This window comes from Vibrio sp. 070316B, assembly GCF_013114115.1.
GTDB classification, from domain to species: Bacteria; Pseudomonadota; Gammaproteobacteria; order Enterobacterales; family Vibrionaceae; genus Vibrio; species Vibrio chagasii_B.
The window spans coordinates 34943-59065 of the sequence record NZ_VTYC01000035.1 but is presented as its reverse complement, the minus strand read 5'-3'; the positions used below and the strand labels follow the sequence as shown (position 1 = coordinate 59065).

Annotated in this window: 19 protein-coding genes; 7 read left to right on the top strand and 12 right to left on the bottom strand. The window is 43.7% G+C overall.

Annotated features, from left to right (window positions below; all coding sequences use genetic code 11):
- Nucleotides 1–715 precede the first annotated feature (715 nt).
- Both F0251_RS20615 and F0251_RS20610 read right to left on the bottom strand, forming a co-directional pair.
- Nucleotides 716–2704, bottom strand: coding sequence for a hypothetical protein (locus F0251_RS20615; RefSeq protein ID WP_171731710.1), 1989 nt, complete (start codon nucleotides 2702–2704; stop codon nucleotides 716–718).
- Between the two features lie 713 nt (nucleotides 2705–3417).
- Complete coding sequence (locus tag F0251_RS20610; protein WP_171731709.1) at nucleotides 3418–4752, bottom strand: MATE family efflux transporter; 1335 nt, start codon at nucleotides 4750–4752, stop codon at nucleotides 3418–3420.
- 319 nt (nucleotides 4753–5071) lie between these two features.
- Here F0251_RS20610 and F0251_RS20605 point away from each other — a divergent pair, with 319 nt between their 5' ends.
- Complete coding sequence (locus F0251_RS20605) at nucleotides 5072–6187, top strand: hypothetical protein (protein ID WP_171731708.1); 1116 nt, start codon at nucleotides 5072–5074, stop codon at nucleotides 6185–6187.
- 52 nt (nucleotides 6188–6239) lie between these two features.
- Here F0251_RS20605 and ppsA read toward each other — a convergent pair whose 3' ends face one another.
- Entirely contained in the window at nucleotides 6240–8612 is a 2373-nt protein-coding gene (ppsA, locus tag F0251_RS20600; protein ID WP_171731707.1) for a phosphoenolpyruvate synthase, read from the bottom strand.
- Nucleotides 8613–8790: 178 nt separating this feature from the next.
- Here ppsA and F0251_RS20595 point away from each other — a divergent pair, with 178 nt between their 5' ends.
- Complete coding sequence (locus F0251_RS20595; RefSeq protein WP_008221770.1) at nucleotides 8791–9624, top strand: pyruvate, water dikinase regulatory protein; 834 nt, start codon at nucleotides 8791–8793, stop codon at nucleotides 9622–9624.
- A 107-nt stretch (nucleotides 9625–9731) separates the two neighbouring features.
- On the opposite strand, the gene grxB is transcribed toward F0251_RS20595, so the two are convergent.
- The 3 genes from grxB to F0251_RS20580 all read right to left on the bottom strand — a co-directional run bounded on the left by grxB (nucleotide 9732) and on the right by F0251_RS20580 (nucleotide 11978).
- Nucleotides 9732–10364, bottom strand: a complete 633-nt coding sequence (gene grxB / locus F0251_RS20590; RefSeq protein WP_171731706.1) for a glutaredoxin 2 — start codon at nucleotides 10362–10364, stop codon at nucleotides 9732–9734.
- Between the two features lie 310 nt (nucleotides 10365–10674).
- A complete protein-coding gene (locus tag F0251_RS20585; protein ID WP_008221767.1) occupies nucleotides 10675–10833 on the bottom strand; it encodes a hypothetical protein in 159 nt (52 codons plus the stop codon).
- Between the two features lie 164 nt (nucleotides 10834–10997).
- Nucleotides 10998–11978 carry a Gfo/Idh/MocA family protein gene (locus tag F0251_RS20580; protein WP_171731705.1) on the bottom strand — a complete coding sequence of 327 codons (981 nt, stop codon included), beginning with the start codon at nucleotides 11976–11978 and terminating at the stop codon, nucleotides 10998–11000.
- A gap of 209 nt (nucleotides 11979–12187) precedes the next feature.
- Here F0251_RS20580 and F0251_RS20575 point away from each other — a divergent pair, with 209 nt between their 5' ends.
- Both F0251_RS20575 and F0251_RS20570 read left to right on the top strand, forming a co-directional pair.
- Entirely contained in the window at nucleotides 12188–12670 is a 483-nt protein-coding gene (locus F0251_RS20575) for a GNAT family N-acetyltransferase (protein ID WP_171731704.1), read from the top strand.
- A gap of 2 nt (nucleotides 12671–12672) precedes the next feature.
- Nucleotides 12673–13452, top strand: a complete 780-nt coding sequence (locus F0251_RS20570; RefSeq protein WP_171731703.1) for a murein L,D-transpeptidase family protein — start codon at nucleotides 12673–12675, stop codon at nucleotides 13450–13452.
- A 40-nt stretch (nucleotides 13453–13492) separates the two neighbouring features.
- On the opposite strand, the gene F0251_RS20565 is transcribed toward F0251_RS20570, so the two are convergent.
- The 3 genes from F0251_RS20565 to F0251_RS20555 all read right to left on the bottom strand — a co-directional run bounded on the left by F0251_RS20565 (nucleotide 13493) and on the right by F0251_RS20555 (nucleotide 15923).
- Nucleotides 13493–14230, bottom strand: a complete 738-nt coding sequence (locus tag F0251_RS20565) for a sulfite exporter TauE/SafE family protein (protein WP_061031311.1) — start codon at nucleotides 14228–14230, stop codon at nucleotides 13493–13495.
- Between the two features lie 159 nt (nucleotides 14231–14389).
- Complete coding sequence (locus F0251_RS20560) at nucleotides 14390–15109, bottom strand: glycerophosphodiester phosphodiesterase family protein (protein ID WP_116870930.1); 720 nt, start codon at nucleotides 15107–15109, stop codon at nucleotides 14390–14392.
- Between the two features lie 211 nt (nucleotides 15110–15320).
- Entirely contained in the window at nucleotides 15321–15923 is a 603-nt protein-coding gene (locus F0251_RS20555) for a 2OG-Fe(II) oxygenase (protein WP_105057954.1), read from the bottom strand.
- A 201-nt stretch (nucleotides 15924–16124) separates the two neighbouring features.
- On the opposite strand from F0251_RS20555, the gene F0251_RS20550 reads away from it, so the two are divergent.
- Complete coding sequence (locus tag F0251_RS20550; RefSeq protein ID WP_116870929.1) at nucleotides 16125–16913, top strand: MBL fold metallo-hydrolase; 789 nt, start codon at nucleotides 16125–16127, stop codon at nucleotides 16911–16913.
- Between the two features lie 123 nt (nucleotides 16914–17036).
- Here the strand turns inward: F0251_RS20550 and F0251_RS20545 are convergent, their stop codons facing one another.
- Together F0251_RS20545 and rimK are read right to left on the bottom strand one after the other, a co-directional pair.
- Nucleotides 17037–17465, bottom strand: coding sequence for a RimK/LysX family protein (locus F0251_RS20545; protein WP_004740039.1), 429 nt, complete (start codon nucleotides 17463–17465; stop codon nucleotides 17037–17039).
- 32 nt (nucleotides 17466–17497) lie between these two features.
- A complete protein-coding gene (gene rimK, locus F0251_RS20540; protein WP_004740040.1) occupies nucleotides 17498–18403 on the bottom strand; it encodes a 30S ribosomal protein S6--L-glutamate ligase in 906 nt (301 codons plus the stop codon).
- Between the two features lie 602 nt (nucleotides 18404–19005).
- Here rimK and F0251_RS20535 point away from each other — a divergent pair.
- Nucleotides 19006–20790 carry an SgrR family transcriptional regulator gene (locus tag F0251_RS20535; protein ID WP_171731702.1) on the top strand — a complete coding sequence of 595 codons (1785 nt, stop codon included), beginning with the start codon at nucleotides 19006–19008 and terminating at the stop codon, nucleotides 20788–20790.
- A 40-nt stretch (nucleotides 20791–20830) separates the two neighbouring features.
- Here F0251_RS20535 and F0251_RS20530 read toward each other — a convergent pair whose 3' ends face one another.
- A complete protein-coding gene (locus tag F0251_RS20530; protein ID WP_253821645.1) occupies nucleotides 20831–22729 on the bottom strand; it encodes a methyl-accepting chemotaxis protein in 1899 nt (632 codons plus the stop codon).
- 279 nt (nucleotides 22730–23008) lie between these two features.
- Here F0251_RS20530 and F0251_RS20525 point away from each other — a divergent pair, with 279 nt between their 5' ends.
- Nucleotides 23009–24070 (top strand): MBL fold metallo-hydrolase, encoded by a 1062-nt coding sequence (locus tag F0251_RS20525; RefSeq protein WP_171731701.1) that lies wholly within the window; start codon nucleotides 23009–23011, stop codon nucleotides 24068–24070.
- The last annotated feature ends 53 nt before the right edge of the window (nucleotides 24071–24123 follow it).

The following is a 24123-nucleotide window of genomic DNA, read 5'->3' as shown; positions in this document are numbered from 1 at the left end:
CACCGGTCTTGAAAACCGGCAACCGTTAATAGCGGTTCTAGGGTTCAAATCCCTATCCCTCCACCACCATTAGAAAGCCCGCTGAGAAATCAGCGGGCTTTTTTGTGTCTAAATTTATATTATTCAACGCTCTATTGGCGTACGGTCTGCAGTGTAGATGGTTCAGTCTAGCTGCTTTATTAGCTTGTTAGTCGCGTTGTGGGCCCATTGACGACGTATGTTGATTACATCTACATGATGCGCAGGAGGCGATGAAATAAGTTGTACCGGCATCATAGCGTTTAAAGATTCTATGGCTGGTTTTCTGTACTGTAGAGGCGCGTGGTATATAGAGTGCCATATGATCGCGGATAGTTACCTTGATACATATGAGACGTTAAGGCGTGTTTAGAATCGAGCTTTTTATATGCTTTCCACAAAGCTGCCTAACACGTTTTAAACGTATTTGTACGTGCGCGTAAGTCCTACCAAGCAACCTAAGCGTTCGATGGAAGGGGGGAGAAGACACGGCCGTGAGATGACGTGATTCAGAGTATCTACGCTCTGCTAGTAGGGGCGTCTGCTTTCTAATATAGGAGTTACAGTTACCGTTTTCTTCACTTACTCACCACCCTCACGTGGCTGATAGACGTGAAAGAAATATCTTGCTAATAACAAATAAAGCCAGTTGGTAGATACCAACTGGCTTTTAATTACTTGCAGGCTAAGGGATGTTTTATTCAATATCTGATACACAAATACTAGCGTTAGTTACCCAGTCTCCTTCGTCATAGCTTCCACCAAAGATATTCATGTTTTTACTAATATGACTGTTCTCTTCTTTTCCATGATCCGTGGTCCAATATTCAAGTCCACCATTACCGACTGGCCAGCCAAAAGCGTTACCAACATCACCTATAGTCGATTGAATAGTTTGTAATTCTTCTTCTGTAGCTAGCCTTTTCCCCGAATCTGTACAACGAGTAACAGAATCCTGCCATGTACCGACACCCCACCAAAAATCATTTTCATAATGATTGTGGGACCCATCTGGATTTAACATTAACTCAGATAAGCTGTATTTATGCTTTCCTAAGGTAAATGTTTTATTAAAATCGATGTTAGTGAGATTGATAAGGTTACTGGTTACTTTTGTTTTGTTGTCACCGATGGCAAATATAGCCGCTGAGCTTTGGTTATGCGAAATAGCAAGTACAGTACTGCCAAATAAGTAAAAAGCTTCCTCTTCTTGATCTAACTGCCATTTGACATTATCTGTGATATCTAATGAAACAGTATCATGCGAATCATTGATAGTGTACTCTCCTATAGCCCTATAAGTTCGAATTTTATTATATGGGACGGTATTTATATCTGGGTAGCTAGGGTAGTTATGTATTTCTGAAATTGTAATGCTTTTAAGTTTTCCCGCAACAACGTTAAATTCTTTCGATATATTATTATCTTTACCATTTATTTCTGCAGTGATGGATATGTTGTTAGACTCTTTTATTGGCACGAAACTATTATGCCCCGTCTGTTTTATAACTTCCTCATCTGAACTTGACCAGTCCACAAAGGACGTAATATCAGCTGTTATTTTATTGTCAACTTTTTCTTTACTTGTATAATGGCCGATTGCGGAAAGTGAAAATTCAACATTGTTAACCAAATTATTTGTACCAGTAATTTCAATATATTCCAATGTAGAATCAGAAATTGTCATTTCTTGTGGATTACTTTCGATATCAAACATTCTTGCAGATATAGTAGCTATGTTTTTTCCTACTCCACTATCAGCAGTAAAAAGATTGTTACCCTCAGCATTATTGAATACATCTGGTGCACTTGAGACCCATCTTACATCTTTTGTGATATCAATATGTTTTACCTGTTCATCTCTTGGACCTTGATAGACACCCACTGCAGTAAACTCTAGGCTTGTTCCGTACAAAGCGCTGCTTAATGGAGTTGTCTTCTCAGAGTTAGTGGTTGGGCTAATAATAATCTCTTTTAGCATCGCATCGCTTATTTCTAACGAAACACTATTACTTGTAAAACCATCAAAATTAGCTGATAGATCCGTGATATCTGCAATATCACCTATAGCTTTGAAGCGATTTTTTTCAGATGAGCTTTGCGAAAAACTTCTGTTATCTAGAGTCCATGAAACATAACTTGTACCATCACGTTTTGAACGGTCACTCCACTCCACGATACAATCAAGTGTTATCGAGGTTCCATTTGGCACATAAACCATTTGGTTATTATCAAAATCTATTGTTTTGACCCGAGGTGAAATTGTAATCGCGACAGGCTCTAATATAGATAGTGACCAAGTCGCACTAATATTGGTTGTTTTTGCTATAATAGTTGTTTGTCCGCTTTGAAGTGTCTTTAATTGTGCCGGTTTATCAAAGCTGGCGAACTCAGGTTCACTACTGACCCACTCTACTGATGATGTGATATCACTAGTACTATTATCATCATAATACCCGATTGCTTTAAATTTTAACGTTGTATCTAATAAAGCCTCGTTAGAGTCTAGGATATTATTTTTAGAGACTTCTTCGATGGTGATCTTCTCTAATCTCTTTGTATGTGAATCATCCTTGCTATCACCGCCCCCGCCACCACATGCAGTTAATGATGGGATTATAATGAATAAAATAAAAATTAATGAAATCGACTTCTTAATACTATTTTTTATTTGCTGTGAAAACATATGATAAATAACACCTCATTGATAAATTAGAAGTGTAAATTGTACAATTCACAACTTTTTACAAGTAACAAGATAGAGACAATAAATAGCAAAAAGAGGACATGTTTCTTGTCAATGTGAAATGTTGTTAATGGAAGTGTAGAGTATTGTTAAGATGGCATTGAAACATAACTATTACTGATAGCTCTCACTTGGAATGATTTGTGTTTCTTAACACCAGTTCTATGTTTTGCTGAGTGGTGTTCAAAGATCAGATTGCATACCGTGCTCTTTTTTCTCTAGATTGTCTTGGATACGTATTTCTACTTCCGACACTCAACCTTGATCTAATTGTTCTGGTGTCGTAGAAGCTGTGCGCTCTTTTTGATCAAGGATCCACTCTTAAAGCAGGCTACTTTAAATCTTTTAGAAGGGATGTCGCTGCGATTATTTATGGGGATAACTTCACATAGTAATAGGTTTTATTCATATTTTGGGGAGGGGTTTTACTATAACTGAGTTAACGTCTTGACTATTGGAGATTTATAAATTTAGTCGTCAATAACTTGAATCCAAGAAAGAGCAAACCCATTATGTAGAAGCAAGTTGTTATGTAAGGGGCGCTAATTGTAAAAGGTCGTATCTGAGCGAGCCATAGGTCATAAAAAGGTAAGAAAAAGCAGCCTAAGTAGCTGCTTTTTTTTGTTTTTAATAACTAAAAGTTCACTCGCGAGTTAGCTGGCAAGTTTAGCTTCAACTTGGCCTAAAGCGCGTTGGTACATGGACCATGCGCAGGTTCCGGCGAACACGTTACCTATCATAGCACCCCAGAATAGGCCTTCAATTCCAACAAGCTGAGAGCCAATCCATAAACAGGGCAAGAAGAAAGCGAACAGACGCAATGCTGAAATCGTTAATGCGGTGTAAGACTTACCTAGGGCGTTCGAAACCGACACCATCAGCATGCAAATACCCAGAGGACCAAGGCTGATTGGGACAATCATGAGGTGATAGTTTAGGATTGTGGTTACTTCACTGTCGCTCGTCATCAATCCTGCTAATCCACTTGAGAATACCCACGTAACGAGCGCAATTACGACTTGAAAGCCAAGTACAAAGGTTGCGGCAATCTTGATTAAACTGCGAATATCAGTCAGGTTCTTTTCTCCCAACATGCGACCAACCATTGGTGGCATCGACATGGTTAAGGCAAGCACCGCTACAATCGAGAAAAATTCAAAACGAGAACCCAGCGCCCAAGCCGCAACGGCAGCCGTACCGTAGCCTGCCAGCAGTTTAGTCGCCAACATAGAGGATACAGGTGGCAGCAATTGGCTCACCATCGCAGGACCCATGATGTTGCCAATCGAGCGAACACTCTTGCCGATATCAAGATCGTGCCAGTCGAACGTCATCCAATGTTTCTTGGTTACTTTGGGCGCCACGATAAAGATGCCCGCACCGAACGCTAAAATTGTCGCAATCGCTGCACCGTTGATGCCCATGTCGAGCGTAAAGATGAAGATTGGATCCAATATCAAGTTAATGATGCTGGTCGCGATCATCATCGAGCCGGGCAGCATAGTATTACCGTTGGCACGACACACACTGTAGTAAAAGTAGAGTAACGCACCTGTCCAAGAGCTGATTAGCCAATAGATCCAGTAAGAGTCAATGATCGGCAATACGCTTGCTGGCGCATCGAGTAGTTCTAAAATTGGGCCACGAAGCAGATAAATGATGACTGAAAAAAGTGCGACACTCACACTTCCCATTGCGATCACAAGCCCACCTAGCTGCTTAGCGTAGCGCATTTCGTTAGCACCAATGGCACGTGCAATGACTGCTGTGGTCGCGATGCCCAACCCGACTTGAATTCCGATGATGATCATCTGAATAGGTAGCGTGAAACCTTGAACAGCGAGCGGTAGTACACCTAGCTGACCAATGAAGGCACTGTCTACAAGTTGGAAGCTCATTAGAGAAAGCACCCCAAACAGCATTGGCCACGTCATGGTATAGAGTTGTCGGCCAAGCGAAGGCGAGGGAGTTGCGGTAGTAGAATTCATATTACTCTTTTTGGTCTTGAAGATAGACTCACAGCGGTAACGTCGAGCTGTGAAGAATTGTGTAAAGGATAACGTAAGGCCAGCACGATACCAATCATTGTTACCGGATCTCGTTATATTCCTTAACCCTGCGGTTGATAGAATTGGCGCATTTTGTTCTGTGACTTTATGGAACTACCTCTCAAACCTTATTTATTTTATAGGCTTATCCTTCATGGCTAATGTAATTATCAAATCCATAAACTAGTATTCTTATAGGAAAACGGATAGTGCATCCGACAGTACAGAATGAACTGCATATTGGAGAGGGAACTAAGATATGCCGACCACAGAAGAAATTCAGATTAGCCAAGAGCAAGTTAGGAAGAATAAGGCTAAGGTGCTCGCCAAGATAAACCAGCAAGGCATTATGTCTCAGGGCTTTCGATTGGTTAACGTTAAAGACTACCAACAGAAGCTACAAGCACTGAAGCAGAAAGTGGAAAACTTCGATTACCTGAATGAAGCGAATAAAAAGCAAGATCAGGTGATTCTCGACATCATGACGCAGAAAGAGAAGATCCATGACTATCTGGATGAAACATCAAGTCAGAAGTTAGCGAATGGGAACCTCGACTTTGGCTCTCGAAATCAAGTTGCCAATGCTACGCTCAAGAAGAAACAGCTTTTCATGATGTTTATGGAAACCGTTGAAGCGCAAGAGGCCCTCAGAGAGTTCTCAGTGAAAGTAGCCTCAGTATGTAATGGTACGCTCAAGCAGCCTCCCGGTGCTTATTTAGGCGTAAAAGACTTCCACGGTGCGTTAGACAAGATCACTAATCGTAAACGTCATTACGACATCGGTGATCTTAAAGATGCAGCACGCATGACGATTGTGTTTGAGAATATAGACGATATGATCGTAGCAAAGGCAATGATCATCTTGACCAAAGAATTTGTTGAATTGAAGCACCACCAATCTGCAATGAAAGATCGCTACGGTACAAGCCAAGGCGACAATGCTAAATTCAACTGCGGAGCAACCGATGCCGGCTACAAAGACATTAAGTGCTTCTTAAAAATGGCCAATGGACACATTGGTGAGCTACAGCTTAATACTCGGAACATGATGGTAGCGAAGAAAAATGGTCATATCATTTACGATATTCTGCGCGATGGCGGTAATCTAGATAAGGCATTTACTATTACTAATAGCGAAGTGCTCGCCAAAATAAACCGTAATATGAGTGAAAAATGGTTTAACTTCATGAAGACGCGAGTACCTAAAGCGAGAGATGATTTGATCGCCGTGCAGGAGCTTGTGGATCGCTTGAGGGCGAACCTTGGAAGAGGGCAAAACTCACTCCAAGTGAGCATGGAAGAGATAACCATATTGTCTCGTGTCAGCCTGTATATTTATGAACAAGGTGACAATGCCAGAGCCTTATTAGAATAGTTAAAAAAGCCAGTCGTAATGACTGGCTTTTTCGTATTTCGATTAGAAAAGATTACTTACTAGCAACGTTGCCTAGCTTCAACCATGTATCGATAACCGTATCTGGGTTTAGGGATACAGAGCTGATGCCTTGCTCCATTAACCATTCCGCTAGGTCGTCATGGTCAGATGGGCCTTGACCACAAATGCCCACGTACTTACCCGCTTTGGTTGCCGCGTCGATAGCCATTTTCAGCATCGCTTTCACAGCAGGGTTACGCTCATCAAATAGGTGTGCCACGTCACCTGAATCTCGGTCTAGGCCAAGCGTCAGCTGCGTCATGTCGTTCGAACCAATAGAGAAGCCATCGAAGTACTTCAAGAACTCTTCAGCCAAAATTGCATTCGATGGTAGCTCACACATCATGATGACTTTCAGACCTTGGTCGCCACGGCGAAGGTCAAATTTAGCCAGAATGTCGATAACCGAAGCAGCTTCACTTGGTGTGCGAACGAATGGAATCATGATTTCAACGTTCTTAAGACCCATTTCGTTGCGAACACGTTTGATCGCTTGAGTCTCTAGCTCGAAGCAGTCTTCGAATACTGGTGAGATGTAACGAGATGCACCACGGAAGCCCAGCATTGGGTTCTCTTCATGTGGTTCGAACTCTTTGCCGCCGACTAGGTTGCTGTATTCGTTCGACTTGAAGTCAGACATACGTACGATCACACGCTTAGGCCAGAATGCAGAAGCGATGGTCGCGATGCCCTCTGTTAGTTTGCCTACGTAGAAATCGATAGGATCTTTGTAACCACGAATACGCTGTGTGATTTCAGCTTTAAGCTCATCAGACTGTGCGTCAAAATTAAGCAGTGCTTTCGGGTGAATACCGATCATCTTGTTGATGATGAACTCTAGACGAGCAAGACCCACACCTTCGTTTGGAATTTGCGCGAAATCGAAAGCACGATCTGGGTTACCCACGTTCATCATCACTTTAGTCGGTAGCAATGGTAGCTCATCAACCTCAGAACGTTTAATTTCGAACTCTAGCTCACCTTGGTACACGTAGCCAGTTTCGCCTTCAGAACATGACACTGTCACGGTCGCACCGTCTTCAAGGTTGCTTGTTGCGCTGCCACAGCCAACGATTGCTGGAATACCTAGCTCACGAGCGATGATTGCTGCGTGACAAGTACGACCGCCACGGTTTGTAACAATCGCAGAGGCTTTCTTCATAACAGGTTCCCAATCTGGGTCTGTCATGTCTGTTACTAGTACATCGCCTTCTTGAACCAGTGACATTTGGTCTAGTGAGTCAACCAAACGAACTGGGCCAGAGCCGATACGTTGACCGATCGCACGGCCTTCAACTAGCACATCGGCCTTGTTGTTCAGCTCGTAACGCTCGATAACGTTTTGGTCGCTTTGAGAACATACCGTCTCAGGGCGAGCTTGAACAATGTAAAGCTTGCCATCGATACCATCTTTTGCCCACTCAATGTCCATCGGACGTTGGTAGTGCTTCTCGATGATCATCGCTTGTTTTGCTAGCTCTTTGATTTCTTCGTCGTTAAGTGAGAACTGGTTACGCTCTTGCTCATCAGTATCAATGATGTCGACTTGTTTACCGATCTCTTGGTTGGTTGAATAGATCATCTTGATCAACTTAGAACCAAAGGTCTTCTTCACGATAGGCTGGTGGCCTGCTTCTAACATTGGCTTGTGTACGTAGAACTCATCTGGGTTCACAGCACCTTGAACAACCATTTCACCTAGGCCCCAAGAAGAGGTGATGAATACGACTTGGTCGAAGCCTGACTCTGTATCAAGGGTGAACATTACACCTGAAGACGCTTTGTCTGAACGAACCATGCGTTGGATACCCGCAGACAATGAAATGCCGCGGTGGTCAAAGCCCTGGTGTACACGGTAAGAGATAGCGCGGTCGTTAAACAGTGACGCATAAACGTGCTTAGTCGCCTCTAGTACCGCATCGATACCTTTCACGTTAAGGAAGGTTTCTTGTTGGCCTGCGAAAGAAGCATCTGGAAGGTCTTCTGCAGTTGCAGATGAACGCACAGCTACAGACAATTCTTCGTTGTCTTCGATTAGCTCGCGGTAGTTATCACGGATGTCTTGCTCTAGTGATTCTGGGAAGGGGGCGTCTAGAACCCACTGTCGAATCGTTGCACCTGTCTTACGCAGTGCGTCAACGTCTTCAACATCAAGTTCGTCAAGTAATTGGTGAATGCGCTCATCAAGACCTTTGTAGTCAAGAAAGTCGTTAAACGCATGAGAGGTGGTAGCAAAACCATTAGGTACAGAAACACCAGCATTGGATAGGTTAGAAACCATCTCGCCCAGTGAGGCGTTCTTACCGCCGACTTTGTCGACATCTTCCATGGATAGGCCATTGAACCATAGGGTATTATTTTGCATTTATTTCTCCAGAAACATAGCAAGCATTGTAGGGATTTAAAGGCAAACGATTACGTATCAGTTTAAAAAAATGTAAATTATTTTTTAAAGCTGTGGGGGACGTAATAGTCAGCAGGGTTTTGTTATATATATTATGGTTACCATCCTACTCAAAATAATTTTAAACATTAAATAAAAAATGCAAATTGATATTCAAAGTCGTGATGTATTCTATGTTTCTGATGGAACGGCCATAACATGTGAGACTTTAGGGCATGTTGTTCTAGGTCAATTTCCCTTCAAAGCCAATGAGAAAACCTTTCCTTTTGTTGAAAGTGAGGACAAACTTTCTGATTTATTGAAAGAGATTGAAACTTCGTACCGTGAGAGTGGCCAGCAACCTTTGGTGTTCTTTTCGATTGTGATTCCTGAAATCAAAGCGAAGTTGCTTGAAGCGCCTGCCCATTGCTATGACGTGTTGGAAAGTATTGTTCAGAAGGTACAAGATGACATCCATATGGCGCCGACTCCTAAGTTGCAACGCTCACGCAGTGTGAACAAGGACTCGGTGAAGTATTTCGACCGTATTGCCGCAATCGAATACACACTCGCACACGATGATGGCATCACGCTCAAAGGGCTGGAAGAAGCCGACATCATCTTGCTGGGGGTATCTCGAAGTGGCAAGACGCCAACAAGCTTGTATATGGCGATGCAGTTTGGTCTACGTGTAGCGAACTATCCATTCATTCATGATGACTTGGCGCGATTAAAGCTGCTGCCAGAGTTTGAGATATACCGACATAAGCTGTTTGGTTTAACCATTGATGCAGAAAGATTGACTGAAATCCGTGAGAATCGTTTAGCGGGCAGTGAATACGCGAGCGACTCACAGTGTCTGTATGAGCTACAAACCGTAGAGGCGATGTTCCGTAGAGAGGCAGTGCCGTATATCAATACCTCATCGTTATCGGTTGAAGAGATTTCTACCCGTATCCTAGAGCGAACCGGCTTGAGAAGGCGCCTGTTGTAATAACAAGAGCTTGATGTCATCGAAATAGTGAAAGATAAAAAAAATCGAAGCTAGCAGGGGATATACCTGATGGCTTCGATTTTTTGTTTGTGCTTGTTGTAATCGTTCTAGCGAAGAAGAGACAGTTTTAGCGTTTCACTCTGCTTTTCTAACCAACGTTCTAGAGCTGGTGGCCATGTGATGCTTGGCTCAACGCAGAAGCCACGCAGCATAGAGAAGTACACTGCTTGGTCGATAAGAGGCAGCGAAGACTCACCATTCTCTAAGTTCAGTAGCAGCTCTGCATCTTTCAGAAGCGGGTTAATCTGTTCAACAAACTGCGGTGTTTGCTCAATCAGCTTGTCGAAGTTGAGTTCTTCGGTTTCTTTGGCTGCGCGCCATGCTTCTTTGCTTGCTGGTGATTGGTACTCAGCAAGGTCTAGTTTCCACCAACGTGGCAAACCGATGCGCTGGCTTAGCGGGAATGCGCGAGTTTGGAACAGGGTCACTTGCTCTGATGGCTCACGCTGCTCGTCACTAGATTTCAAATCCATGAAGTAAGCGATGATATCTAGGCTCTCAGCCATGATAGAGCCATCGTCTTTTTGTAATACGGGTACCATCTTTTTACCGATTAAATCGATAAGGGTTTGGGCATCATCATAATCCACAGAAATAAGTTCGATGTTTAAGCCTAGAGATTGAGCGATGTAGGCGACTCGTGCACAGAAAGGGCAGTGGTCGTAAATATAAAGCTTCATAGCTTCCCTCAGTTCATGGTCATTGTGAGTATAAGGTGATGCTAATGTACCAGAAAATTCTGTAAACACTAAACATCAATAGAGAGTGCGTATCAGCAGGCAATAAGCCTTTGTTGTTACGCTTTAATTCATTCTATTGTCTGTTGGAACTGACTTTGCTGCAATGACTAAACCTGTAGGAAGGCTGGCGGTAAGTAGCAGATATAAAAAAGGCCCTGGCTGTTAACTCTAATGCAGAAGAGTAAAGCAGCCAAGGCCTCAATTTTGTTACCTTTAGCAGAGTGACTACTAAAAGAGCAGAGCGGTTAGACTATGCTTTTTTAAGATCTTGCATTGGGTAAGTAAGCGGCATTGCGCCTTCTACTGTTGTAACGTGAACGTAGTAACCACCAGCACTTAGACCAGTTACTACCATTTCACCAAGTTCAACACCTTTTGTTGCTACAACGCGATCGTCAACTGAAAACACTTTACACACCTTCAATAAATTAAATAAATACGATAGATATCGAACGCGGATTTAATCAGATAGCCCTCTGATCAACTAATCCGGTTATTTGTCGTAAGGATTAAATTTAGTTATGCATAAACTGATATGTGATTAAAATCAGAGTGTTAGCTTAATGGTCTGTATTATTTATCTGCAGGATAAACGACACCAACCTGTTGACGCATCTTTGTAATTAACTTGGCAACGGTTAATGCGCGCTGTTTAGCATCGGTTTGTGTGGTGTGATCGCCAGCAATACAATCAGCAAAGGCTTGCGCTTCGTAACTCATTGAGTTTTCGCTTTGTACTTGAGTGAGATTTTCAATGCTTCCATCACGGTAGCGGATCTTAACATCGGTACATTCAGCGATGTGATCAATGATGATCGCACCTTGCTCACCCTGGATCTCGCTTGGCGCATATGAGTCGCTGACCTTAGAGTGTGCAAGGGTCACGTCAAATTCAGGGTATTGGAAGATGGCACAGCCATGCGCATCAACGCCTGATTCCAGCAGTTTTGCAGATGCCTGGGCGTTATCAGGTTCACCAAACAGCGCTACCATTGCTGCAACGCAATAGAAGCCGATATCGACCAATGAGCCATTTGAGAAAGCCGGATTAAAAGTGTTTGGGTTTTCACCATTCAGGTATTTTTGGTAACGCGATGAATACTGGCAGTAGTTGATGTGCGCTTTATGTACCTTGCCGATTTTTTCTAGCCCAAGTTGGACTTGCTTAAAGTTAGGCAGGAATTGAGATTTATACGCCTCAAACAGTACCACACCGTTTTTCTCAGCGACTTCAAACATGCGTGTGGCTTCCACAATATTCGATGCAACAGGCTTCTCACAGATGACGTGCTTACCATGCTCCATCATCAGAATCGACTGCTCACAGTGCAGCGAATTGGGTGAGGCGATGTATACCGCTTCAACCGTATTGTCGTTGGCTAATGCGTCGAGTGAGTCATATGTGGTTTCAACACTGAATTCTTGTGCGAACTGCGCGGCGCTGTCTAGGTTTCGCGAATAAACGGCAGTCAACTGCATCGATTGTGATTCATGTGCAGCTTGAACGAACTTTTGTGTAATCCAATTGGTTCCAATTACAGCGAACTTAATCATAGAGGTGTCCAGTCGTTAGTGTATTGATTCTGCAGAGATAGTAGCACTCAAAGGCTGGTAATGTGCCTGAGATTTGCGGAACAATTTCCCCAAACTTAGTGCCTAATATTGATCACCTGCCTTCACAGAGTGTCTGAGTCGACCAGTGGAACGGTGCACATTTAAGCCATTTTTGCTAAGGTGTTGTTGAATTCAAACAAGGTGATGATATGCAAATTCGGAATGCTAAGGTAACTGACATCAACGCGATTTTAGCGCTCTCTGATCAGATAAATCATCAACATCATCTCGGTGCGCCTATGGTGTTTGCGCCGCCGTCACAAAGCAAAGTAGACAGCGAGGAGTACTGGCTGGGCTTAATGATTGACCCGACTGGGGCTTTCTTTGTCGCTGTTGAACAGGATGCAGTGATTGGTTTTCTCGCGGGTAAGGTCACGCAGAACAAAGGCGTGAGCTTTATTCAGTCTCATAAGGTGGCGAGAGTGAATACTATTGTGGTGAGTGACCAAATTCAGAGTAAAGGCGTTGGTCGAGCGCTAATGAAGTCATTCAATCAATGGGCGCAAGCTCAAGGAGCGATCGAATTAAGATTAGAGGTGATGGAGTTTAATCAACAAGCTCAGAGCTTTTATGAGTCGCTAGGAATGGAGACTCAGTCCCGAATCATGTCGATGCGTTTTGAGGAGATATAAGGGTGCGTCCGTTTTTACCACTATCACTATGCCTATTCTTGATGAGTCCGATTGTACTCGCCGAAAAGGTCGTCGTGGAGAAGATAGTGTCTGACGCTACCGCTATTGAAACCATTGTCTTTGAGTCAGCACCAGCTCATTCACAACGCATCTCAACTTCATCTCCTAACTCTACTGGTACGTCAAAATCAAAGCATGTGATTGATGTAGATGAGGTGCTGGGTGAGGGGCAATCCACTCAAATTGCTCAACTGGCACAAGGTTCATCGCAACGCTTACCTAAAGCTTCTGCTCAAGCTTCATTATTAGAACCCTACATGGCGCCCGATTCTTTTTCTGAAATTGATCCTCTGTTGCAAGTAGTGACCTTAGTGAAAGTCGATAAATCGAAACGCAGAATGTACCTACTCAAAGGGGATGAAGTGGTACAAGAGTTTCGTATCGCTTTGGGTAAGGAACCGAAAGGTCATAAACGCTTTGAAGGGGATAACCGAACGCCAGAAGGGGAATACACGCTCGACTATATCATGGAGCGCTCTGAGTTTTACCGTTCGGTACACATCAACTATCCGCGCTCTTCTGATAGACAGTGGGCTGAAGAGAATGATGTTGACCCAGGTGGTAACATCAAAATTCATGGTATTAAAAACGGCGAACGTCGTGCACCAGGTTTTATCCAAAGTTTCGATTGGACAGATGGCTGTATCGCATTAACCAACCAAGATATGGATGAGTTTATTCAACTAGTCAAAATGGGCACCCCTATCCACATCGAGTGGTAGGCTCTGGTACCCATTTCCCTTGCAGAAATTAGACCGTTCGTTACAACAGAACTCGACCTGCACTGAAAAACGCAATCACGATAAGCAGCCCGATAGTGACAGGCTTAAATTTCTCTCCACCAAATCTTTCGAACAGTTTCGAACCTACATAGCCACCAAACATACTGCTTGGTAACAGGGCCAGTGTAAGCCATACCACATCACGGTCGACGAGCCCTGCAATGGATGCAGAAACAAACGCACTCGAATCTGCCAATACAAAGAACGCAATCAAACCTGCTCTGGCGACGTGCGGGGCCACAGGGCTCGCCAATGCGTGGGTGCCAATTGGTGGACCAGACATAGAAGCCGCACCATTCATTATTCCAGCAAGGCTTCCTAGGATATAGGGAGCAAATCTCGGTTCACTTTTATATTGAAAGCCTCGGTAGATCATAAGTGCAGACGCAAAGATAAAGGCGCTGATGATCAAGATAATGGTGTCTTGGCTAACTGATTTGAGTAAAACCAGGCCAACAGGTGTGAACACAAGGCAAGGAATAAATACTTTTGCTACCCAGCGCCAATTGACATGTTTTTTGACCTTAGGCAGTAATTGAACGTTGCCAAGCAGGTCGATAAGCATGAACACAGGAACAAGCTCAATAACCGGCACGAATAACGCACTTAGAGGCAATGCGACTAGGGTGAAACCGAAGCCTGAGAAGCCACGAACGATAGCGGCAAAAATGAAGATTGCACCCAAAATTGGGAAAGTTGGACTAAAAATGAGATCCATAAATTAAGTAACCAATAAAGCTGCCTAAATAGTGCGAGCTAATGAAACCAAGTGAGCAGCGGAATGTACTCCTACTCACTTGTGTTTGCTACTTAATTTTAAGGTTTATCGAGGTAAATTTTCCCGTCTTAAACGTTTACTACTTTGGTATTTGTTTGGTCAATTTTTCGCGCTAAATCTATCTGGAAAATCAGTGAATATCGCATCGACGGTGGATAGGAATTTGAACTTAGACGGATCATTGACGGTGTAGCACCATGTTTGAATCTTTGCTTCGGCAAGCGTATTAAGATCATCCTGATTGACGTTTTCGTAATTCATGTGGCAACTGAACGCTTTCACCTGATCTATAAGCAGAAGATCGTCTTGAGAGAGCTGCTCTGTGATCACGCCAACGCGGTATCTTGGTAAGTGGTGAGCCATTTCTGCAACAACTTCATGGCTGAAACTTGAAAGCAGCACTCTGTCCGTGTCTATGTTTGAGCGGATCAGCTCACTGTGTAGAAGATCAACCACATGAGGGGCTTGGTGTCGGCTATCGACTTTTATCTCTAGGTTAACGCTGAGGTTATGTTTTTCAACAAGTTCAAGTAACTCGCTAAGTGTGAGTATTCTTTCTCCTTCGAAATGTTCTGACTTCCAGCTACCAAAATCAAGCTGACGCAGCTCTGCCAAAGTGTGTTCATCAACACGGCCCTTGCCATCACTACAGCGCTCGAGAGTGTGGTCGTGGCAAACGACAAGCTCATCATCCTGAGTTTGCTGAATATCGACTTCAATCCATTTCAAGCCAAGTTTAGCGGCTTGTTCAATACTTGCTTTGGTGTTTTCTGGGTGAGTACCCGCTACACCACGGTGACCTACGATGATAGATGACATAATTAATCCTTCTTGAATGCGCATCGTAAATATTTATTAAATATCAGTTTTCCCGAATACGCCAGAGTAATTGCTGGGCAAGAGTCTCTACACAGGATTCGGCTCATAAAAGTGATATTTTCCTCTTAGTACTTTCCTAGCAGTACTAAGAGGAAAAGCCTCTCAAGTGGAGAGGCTTTGGATGAGATGAGGCTTTGACCCGAACCTCGCTTTAGTGAGCGATATCGAGTTGGTTGTCTTTCACGCCGTTGATACGGAACCAACCTGCGATACTGAATCGTTCTGTGTTGGTTGGCAGAACTTCGTGTGGGAACTGCTCTGATAAGAACACAAACAAACGGCCAGACTTTGGCGGAATGGTTGCGATGTGATTATCTTGTAGATCGTAAACCACAAGCTCACCAGCGTCTTCCTCTGTCCACTCGTCATTCATGTAGAACACGGTAGTCAGACGGCGGTTCTCATTGCCTTTGAAGCAGTCTAAGTGCTTTTGGTAGAAGTCGCCTTTTTCGTATTTAGCAAAGTGCGCTTCGTACTCGAACAGACCCAAAAAGAACGCTTTGTTTGCTTCTAAACGAATCTGCTCCATTTTATCTAGGAACAGAGAAGCAGGCTCACCCATGTCGCGGTGTACCCACTGAATTTTGTCGCTACGAATGGTCGACTCTCGCGTTACTTCATCGTTACGGCCAATCCTAGCCTTTTTCCAGTTCTCTGGAATGCAATCCCTCAATGCCACCACTTCTTCATGCGTTAAGAAGTCATCCCAAACAAAGTAGCCTTGGGTAGAAAGAGCATCGATTAGTTGGTTCATGTATAGCACTCAGACAATAAATTAGAGGCGCATATATAGTCCTAATAACTCAGGTCAACAAATCACGTATTTTGTCGTCACGATAAAAAGCGGAAGAGCATGGTACTTTGATGTGATTTTGTAGTTAACAAATTTGTTACAAATAAATATGAGTTTGCTATGGTATAGGTCTGACCAGTTGAGTTATCACAAGGAGTGGGTTTGCAACTGCATACCATTAAAGGCTATATCCAAGACATGTATTTGGTCGAGTATCCGGACAAATTACTGTTGCTTGATGGCGCATGTCGAGCCGACATCCCGCATTTGAAGACTTTCATTGAAACCGAACTTATGCGTGATTTTTCTGATCTCCACACGGTTGTGGTGACACACATGCATCCTGACCATGCAGGGGCAGCGCACAAGCTAAGAAAGCTCACGAACTGTAACTTGGTGGCAGCAAACCGAGATAAGGATTGGTATCACGGTATCGATGGTATCTTGATGCATTTGACCGATCTCGCATTAGCAAGATGGATGGCAAACCGCTTAGGAAAGCCGAAAGCGAACTTGTGGTATTCAAGAAAGTTAAAGCCGGACTACAAACTGTCGGATGGTGAGAGCATTCCGGGTTTTGATGATTGGTTGGTTCTAGAAACCCCGGGCCACACCGACAGAGATCTTTCGGTTTATTGCCCATCTCACAGCGTTGCCTATGTGGCAGACCTCATGGTGGAAGTGAAAAAGAAGCTGATTCCGCCTTTCCCTATCTTTCACCCTAACAAGTACCGAGAGTCAGTATCTCGCATCTATGACATGCAACTTGATACCTTGCTGGTGGCGCATGGAGGACAAGTCGATTTTAGTCAGACAGCTTTTGAACACTTATTGATGAGCGCCCCAAGAAGACCGGTGACACATTGGCGGGTAACAAAAATCAAAGCCAAGAAACTGTTGTTATCGATTTGGCGTTTTGGTTTTCAATCTCATGGTAAATCTAAGAAATAGATCAGCCAAAAGTGGCAACTCGAAATTAAAGAATTGAAAGCAATAAGGCCAGTCATGAGACTGGCCTTATATCGTTGTGACGAGCTTTAATTATAACCTGTGGAGCGGTTACGATGACTCGGATTAGTGAGTCAGCAGGAATTCACCCGCTGGGTCAACAATCACTTTGTCACTCATGCCTTGGCGACCAAGCAACATCATGTAAGTCATGTCTTGACGGTTGCTTAGCGTGATATCGATAGGCCATTGTTGGCCACCGATTCTCAGCATGGTCTCAATCACACAACGGTGTTCAACTTCGCCGTTAGATGATTTGATTTTCTTACTTGTTTTCAGTTTCGCCTTGCAGCGCACAGTCTCTTCTAGGTGATAAACGTCTGGGTGAAGGTCGAACTCTACGAATTTCTCACCGTTTGATTTAACACATAGTAGATTGTCTACGTGTAGAGAAGAGGTTTTAGCCCCTGTATCAACACGTGTATGTAGTCCAGTTATCCCTAACTCTGGTAAGCAAAGTGCTTCGGTATTCCCTATGATCATTTTATTGTTCATTTTCTTTCCAATCATGAGTTAACGGTATTCAATCAGCCCTTGCCACGAGTACGGTTAGCGTTTGGCTTTGCATTTTTTTCGATGAACTCGAAAATCATGTCTGCTACATCTTTACCCGTTGCTTTCTCGATGCCTTCTAGGCCTGGAGAAGAGTTTACTTCCATTACTACTGGGCCGTTCTTAGATTGTAGAATATCTACACCACATAGGTTTAGTCCCATGATTTTCGCTGCATTGATTGCTGTTGCGCGCTCTTCTTTGGTTAGTTTAACCAGTTGAGCAGTACCGCCACGGTGCAGGTTAGAGCGGAATTCACCCTCACCAGCTTGACGTTTCATTGCAGCAATTACTTTGTTGCCAACAACAAAACAACGGATGTCTGCGCCATTTGCTTCTTCAATGAACTCTTGAACCAAGATGTTCGCTTTTAGGCCCATGAACGCTTCGATAACGCTTTCTGCTGCTTTGTTTGTTTCAGCTAGAACTACACCGATACCTTGAGTACCTTCAAGTAGCTTGATCACAAGTGGCGCGCCACCTACGTTTTTGATCAGGTCTTGAATTTTGTCTGGGCGGCTAGCGAAACCTGTTTTTGGTAAGCCAATACCTTTACGAGACAACAGTTGCAGTGAGCGCAGTTTGTCGCGAGAACGACTGATTGCTACTGACTCATTGATACAAAAAGTGCCCATCATTTCGAATTGGCGAACAACCGCAGTTCCGTAAAAGGTAATGGAAGCGCCAATACGTGGAATAACAGCATCGTATTGAGGTAGCTCTTCACCCATGTAGCGAATCTTCGGATTGTTACTCGCGATATCTATATCACAGTGCAACGTGTCGATAACATCGACCTGATGACCACGTGCTTCTCCAGCCTGCTTTAGACGAGCGGTAGAGTATAGATTTTCGTTGCGAGAAAGAATTGCGATACGCATGGCGTTTCCTTAGTTAATACCTGATTGGTAACTGCAAATAAATTAGTTGTTAGCTGAGCTTTCAGTTTTTTCTGAGGCTCCTTGCTTGCTTCGGGGCGAACCTTAAGGCTTTTCGTTCAACTAAGAAAACGAATTAAATTTGTCGAGTCGACAATGGAAATTTATCGATCGTGTGAGCTATTGGTACAGCAGGCTTGAGAGGGGAATTGGAATGGAAAAGCGAGTTGAGACCTAACTCATATTGGGGGTAGGAGCATATTAGGTTGTACCCAACTCGCGTTTACTCGGTGCTAAAAAGTGTACTAATAACGCCAGTTACATAGATCTAAAAGTGTTCGTAGTGCTTCTCTTTCGAGCTTACTACAGGTGCTTTTTAGCTTGTTAAGATAGTATTTTCTCATGGTCATTACTCTCTCTGGTTAGGCTTTATTTACAACCTATGGTTTGTTGCTGACCCGTTCATTATGGATAATTAAGAGGAACTAAAAAACAGATGTTATTTTTATTGGTTGTTCCTGTTTTGGTCGCATTACACTACTTTTTGATGAATGTGTTTTATAATGGGCTTAATTAGGAAGAACTATCTTTAAAAGGTTCATTATTTGTCTGATCTAAACATGATGCGTTACTACACGCGGCTAGAGTCGTTCGAGCCAAACATTTCTCATTCAGTCACCCTAGCCGAAGTAGCGGATATGCTGTTTACAAGCTTGCGTCACGCTCGAACCTTACTTGGTAAGATGCATCAAGCTGAATGGGTTGTGTGGGAACCAAAAGTTGGCAGGAATCAACGATCTAACTTAACACTGCGCTTTAGCAATCCAGAATTGGCTCAGCATGTTGCGAGCAAGCTGATAGAGCAGGGCAAGTACGAAAAAGCACTCTCCATATTAGATAATGACCGCGCTGTGTTTGGCTCTTTACTGCAAGAAACCTCTGGCGCGACCATGCGTGAAGGACTCTTGCATGTTCAATTAACCTATAAACGCAAGTTTGAGGATCTGTTTCCACATCATATACATCGCAGTAGTGAGCGATTTTTGATCAGGCAAGTGTTTAGCTGCTTAGTGACATGTAACGGCAAGGGCGAATTGAAGCCTGAGTTAGCTCACCATTGGGAATATGACACTGAGCAATTAGTTTGGACTTTCTATCTGCGCCCCGGTGTGACTTTCCATGATGGGCAGCCCGTTGATGCCAAACAGTTGGTTGCTTTGTTTACTGCTTTACAAGCTCTGCCTTTTTATCAAGCTGAGTTAGCTCATGTCTCTTCCATTTACAGTGAGCAGCCATTACGGATCAGTTTTAAATTAGCCCAAGCGGATACTGGCTTTGCGGGTTTGCTTGCAGGCGTTAAGTATTCGATTCAACCAGCAGCGCAAGTGACCCGTGAGCCTTCACCATTAAACTCAGCCTCTCATGCTGTGATCGGTACTGGCCCTTTCAGAGTGGTTGAAACCAATAGTGAGCGCATCAAACTCTCGGCATTCGAACACTTTTACGGTTGTCGCTCTTTAACCGATGAAGTGACCATTTGGCAGTTCGAAGAATCGATGACTGGCAGTGCTCGATTCGATGATAGCCAAATGCAGGTCTCACCGTATGAAGATTCAGCCTGTTTTCATCAATTAGGAAAGAGCGACACTGAGCTGGTGTCTGCTGAAACAGACGGGCTTCGCAGTCGAATCGAAGACGGTTGTTTGTTTATTCTATTTAACCAAAACTCAGCGGCTAACTCGCTAAGTGATGAACAACGTAAGTACCTATCATCACTTGCAAACCCACAGGCTATTTTGACGCAGCTGGAGAAAAACCAAGGCTTATTCAGTGTCTCTTTGGCTCAGAATATATTGCCAAGTTGGCAGAAACTGTATCGAACGCCTTCTAGAGAGAGTGAGTTACCTAAGAAATTGAGCATTGCTGTTTATAATTACTATGCCCTCTATCGATGCGCTATTTCGGTGTCAGATATCCTTAAACGACACGGCGTGGAAGTTGAGGTGAATACCTACAGCTTTCGAGAATTAGCTCAGCTTTCTCAGCGGGGCGATTTAAAAGAAGACTTAGTACTCTGTAACTTGAACTTAGACGACAATGCGCCATCTTCGTTGTTCTCGTGGTTGATGAATGACCCTGTATTGCATTCCGCACTCGGAGAGATGAACAGTGATTGGCTCAAGCTGCGTCTAGATCAGCACAAAGCAACGGTTGAATTGCCGAATTACTTGGCTGAGTTAGAGCCAATTGCATCGACATTGATTTCTGATTATTGGTTAGTCCCGATGTTCCATCACTTACAAACCGTGCGTTTCCAGGGGATTCTGAAAAATGTAGCCATCACCAACTGGGGATGGCCAGATTTCAAGAATGTATGGTCGGCTGACTAACCTGGTGGAAATGGTCAGCGTCTTTCGTGTTTTATTGAAGCTAGCATTTGAATTGAGAAACCAAACTCGTTAAATGCATGGCCTTGGCGCGCAAGTGTTGGCATTCCTGAGCCGTTTGCTCAATCATGCTATCGCTCTCTCTGGCTATTTCAGAAATGCCAGAGATGTGCGGTGAGATCTCGTTGATGACGTTAGATTGCTGGCCCGTTGCTGAAGCGATCTGCATGTTCATCGCATTCATCTCATCGACACTCTGAGAAATGCTCGAGAGTTGTTGCTCTGAGTTGGAGGCTTCAATCTGACAATTATTGCCGAGAGTGGTGCTGGTCTCGATAGCAGTGACAGCCTGTTGAGTACGTTGCTGGAGCTTTTCAATAATACCTCGAATTTCTTCGGTCGAGGTTTGGCTTCGTGAGGCGAGGGTTCTTACTTCGTCTGCTACCACTGCAAAACCTCTACCTTGTTCGCCTGCGCGAGCTGCTTCTATCGCTGCGTTAAGGGCTAGTAGGTTGGTTTGTTCAGAGACACTGTTGATGACATCTAACACGGTATCGATAGAGTTCGCATCTTGAGCGAGTTGATTGATAATTTCCGTTGTGTCATCGAGCTGCTTGTTCATATGTTCAATGCTTTCTGAAGTGACAGAAACGGACTTTTGACCAATGCTGATAGCACTCGCTGCATGTTGTGCACTGTCGGCGGCACCATTGGCATTTTGGGCGATTTCGTCAGAACTGGCTCCCATCTCGTGAATGGCTGTTGCAACTTGTTCTATCTGGCTGGTTTGTTGCTTGATGTCTTGCTCCATCGACTGCGCCATGTGATCGACACCTTGAATAGATTCAGATATTTGGATACCCGTGTTTGAGACATCTTTGAGTAAATCACTTAGATATTGCACGAACTGATTGTAGCCTTTCGCGATCTGTCCTATTTCATCATGTCGCGAATCATCTAAGCGAAAGGTGAGATCGCCACCGCCTTTCCCTATCTGTTGTAATCGCTCAGCCACTTCTACAAACGGCAGTAAGAGCTTGTTGGTCGCCCATGCAGCGATCGGCGTATAGATGGCAGCAATGAGTAGCGCCATAAAGATGATGGTTTGGCTGAAGCCATTTAATTCACCTAGTACGTCTTGTTTGGGAATCTGAGTAATCAGAGTCCAACCAATGCCCGGCATTGCTTTAGAGCCTAGGATCTGCGGCTGTCCTTCGACGATAGCTTCATGAACGACAGTTTGTTTACTGCCGATTAACTGACTAGCTTTAATGCCGACAGAGTCTAGTGAACGTCCAATCAGGTTCTTATCTGGGTGAACCTTGATGATCCCTTGTCGATCGACAAGAAAAACAATACCGCTTTCTCCGACGCTATAGTTGCTGATCAATTGAGTAATACTTTCCAACGTTAAGCCAATACCAGTTACGCCAATACGTTCGCCATTGCGAGTGACTGCATAGTTAACAAACAGTGCCGGGATTCCGGTGGCTGCATCAATATCTAAAGAGAGCTCAAATGGCTGATTTGACTCGATGAATCGATAGAACCATTGGTCGCTTTGTTCATTGGTAGAGATCGTTTTTAGCACGCCGTTATGGGTGTAGTAAGTGCTTGCTTCGTTGGAAACGTAATAGGCACTGATCGCGTTGAACTCATTTTTAACAGATTGAAGATAGGTTTGAAGCTCTTCTTGCGAAAGTCTGGTTTGTTGCATTAAAGGTGAAAGCGTCATCATCTTTGATGCAAGAATAGGCGTTTCCAGCTTGAGATTGATTTCATTACTCACCTCGCCAAGTGACGCGGGAAGCTCTCTTTCAAAGGTTCTGTCAATCAGGATGATTCGGCTTGATTGAAATGAATATATCCCCATCACGCTAATAATGGCCAGCGCAGCGATGATCGTCGCCAATATTGCTTTAGTTCGTATCGTAAAGTGCAATTTAGATTCCCTTCTAAAAACATTCAATTCCATTTGTAAATGTAATGTTAATTAAAACCTGACTTTCTGGTCAATAAATGAAGTCTGGAAATGAGTGCTGTGCGATATTTGTACAGTTTTAAGATGTCCACATTGGTCTTTGCTCGGCATACGGAGCGTTTCAGATCCAAATTCAACGAATAAAAATATTACACTCACTGGTTTACTTTTGTTTTTTGGTATGTAAACTAGCCAGTGTAGTTTTTGGGTTGGGCTTTCCCAACGGTTGAAGAGAGACTAATGAAAAAATATCTATTACCGATTTTAGGAGTACTTGCCGTGGTCGCTATCGTAAGCATAGGTTCACAGTCAAATGACAATCTAGATAAGCTTCCGAAGAAGTTTGTTAACAGTGAACTGGAATACAAATCGGGTATGTCTGATATTTTTTCAATATTGAAAGCTTACGTGACCGTGGAAAGAAATGAGCCAGTACCGCGCGCTGAATTGCCTTTGATTCCAATGACAGCCGAGCAATTGATCGAAGAACAACAAGATGTTGCGTACCGTTTAGGTCACTCAAGCGTGATGATGAAGCTGGATGGCAAGTTAGTGATGACCGATCCTGTGTTCAGTGATCGTGCATCACCAGTGCAATGGATGGGACCAAAGCGTTTCCACCCAACACCAATTTCACTACAAGAATTACCTGATATTGATGTGGTAGTGATCAGCCATGATCATTACGACCATTTAGATAAAGGTGCGGTTAAAGTATTAGCCGACAAAGTAGGGATATTCTTAGTGCCATTAAGAGTGGGCGCACTGTTGGAAAAGTGGGGCGTGGATAAAGCAAAGATCATTGAGTTGAACTGGTGGGAATCTGCAATAGCTGCCGACATCGAGTTTACTTTGACTCCAACCCAACATTTCTCTGGTCGTGGCTTGCTTGACCGTGACCAAACCCTATGGGGTAGTTGGGTGATTAACGCTTCAGGTAAGAAAGTATTCTTTAGTGGTGACTCTGGTTACTTCAATGGCTTCAAAGAGATTGGTGAACGTTTCGGGCCGTTTGATTTGACCATGGTAGAAACGGGTGCGTACAACTCACTTTGGGCCGATATTCATATGTTTCCAGAGCAAAGCATTCAAGCGCACATCGACCTTCAAGGTAAAGTGATGATGCCAATCCACAACAGTACGTTTGATCTTTCCATGCACGACTGGCAAGACCCGATGGAACAAGCTTTGGCGATAAGTAAAGAGCGAGACGTACAGATGGTAAGCCCTGTGATGGGGGAACGTTTAGTAATTTCAGAACCAGTACCTGTGCAAGCCTGGTGGAAATTGGCATCAAACTAGAACGACCATTTTAATCGATGTCGTCATAGCGCGAATCTATAGAACCAGCTGAT

Excerpts from the sequence above, each read along its gene's own strand:
- F0251_RS20560 (WP_116870930.1), bottom strand. The coding sequence starts at position 15,109 with ATGTCATCTATCATCGTAGGTCACCGTGGTGTAGCGGGTACTCACCCA.
- F0251_RS20575 (WP_171731704.1), top strand. The coding sequence starts at position 12,188 with ATGCAAATTCGGAATGCTAAGGTAACTGACATCAACGCGATTTTAGCG.
- F0251_RS20605 (WP_171731708.1), top strand. The coding sequence starts at position 5,072 with ATGCCGACCACAGAAGAAATTCAGATTAGCCAAGAGCAAGTTAGGAAG.
- F0251_RS20595 (WP_008221770.1), top strand. The coding sequence starts at position 8,791 with ATGCAAATTGATATTCAAAGTCGTGATGTATTCTATGTTTCTGATGGA.
- F0251_RS20545 (WP_004740039.1), bottom strand. The coding sequence starts at position 17,465 with ATGAACAATAAAATGATCATAGGGAATACCGAAGCACTTTGCTTACCA.
- rimK (WP_004740040.1), bottom strand. The coding sequence starts at position 18,403 with ATGCGTATCGCAATTCTTTCTCGCAACGAAAATCTATACTCTACCGCT.
- F0251_RS20525 (WP_171731701.1), top strand. The coding sequence starts at position 23,009 with ATGAAAAAATATCTATTACCGATTTTAGGAGTACTTGCCGTGGTCGCT.
- F0251_RS20580 (WP_171731705.1), bottom strand. The coding sequence starts at position 11,978 with ATGATTAAGTTCGCTGTAATTGGAACCAATTGGATTACACAAAAGTTC.
- F0251_RS20615 (WP_171731710.1), bottom strand. The coding sequence starts at position 2,704 with ATGTTTTCACAGCAAATAAAAAATAGTATTAAGAAGTCGATTTCATTA.
- F0251_RS20610 (WP_171731709.1), bottom strand. The coding sequence starts at position 4,752 with ATGAATTCTACTACCGCAACTCCCTCGCCTTCGCTTGGCCGACAACTC.
- grxB (WP_171731706.1), bottom strand. The coding sequence starts at position 10,364 with ATGAAGCTTTATATTTACGACCACTGCCCTTTCTGTGCACGAGTCGCC.
- F0251_RS20555 (WP_105057954.1), bottom strand. The coding sequence starts at position 15,923 with ATGAACCAACTAATCGATGCTCTTTCTACCCAAGGCTACTTTGTTTGG.
- ppsA (WP_171731707.1), bottom strand. The coding sequence starts at position 8,612 with ATGCAAAATAATACCCTATGGTTCAATGGCCTATCCATGGAAGATGTC.
- F0251_RS20565 (WP_061031311.1), bottom strand. The coding sequence starts at position 14,230 with ATGGATCTCATTTTTAGTCCAACTTTCCCAATTTTGGGTGCAATCTTC.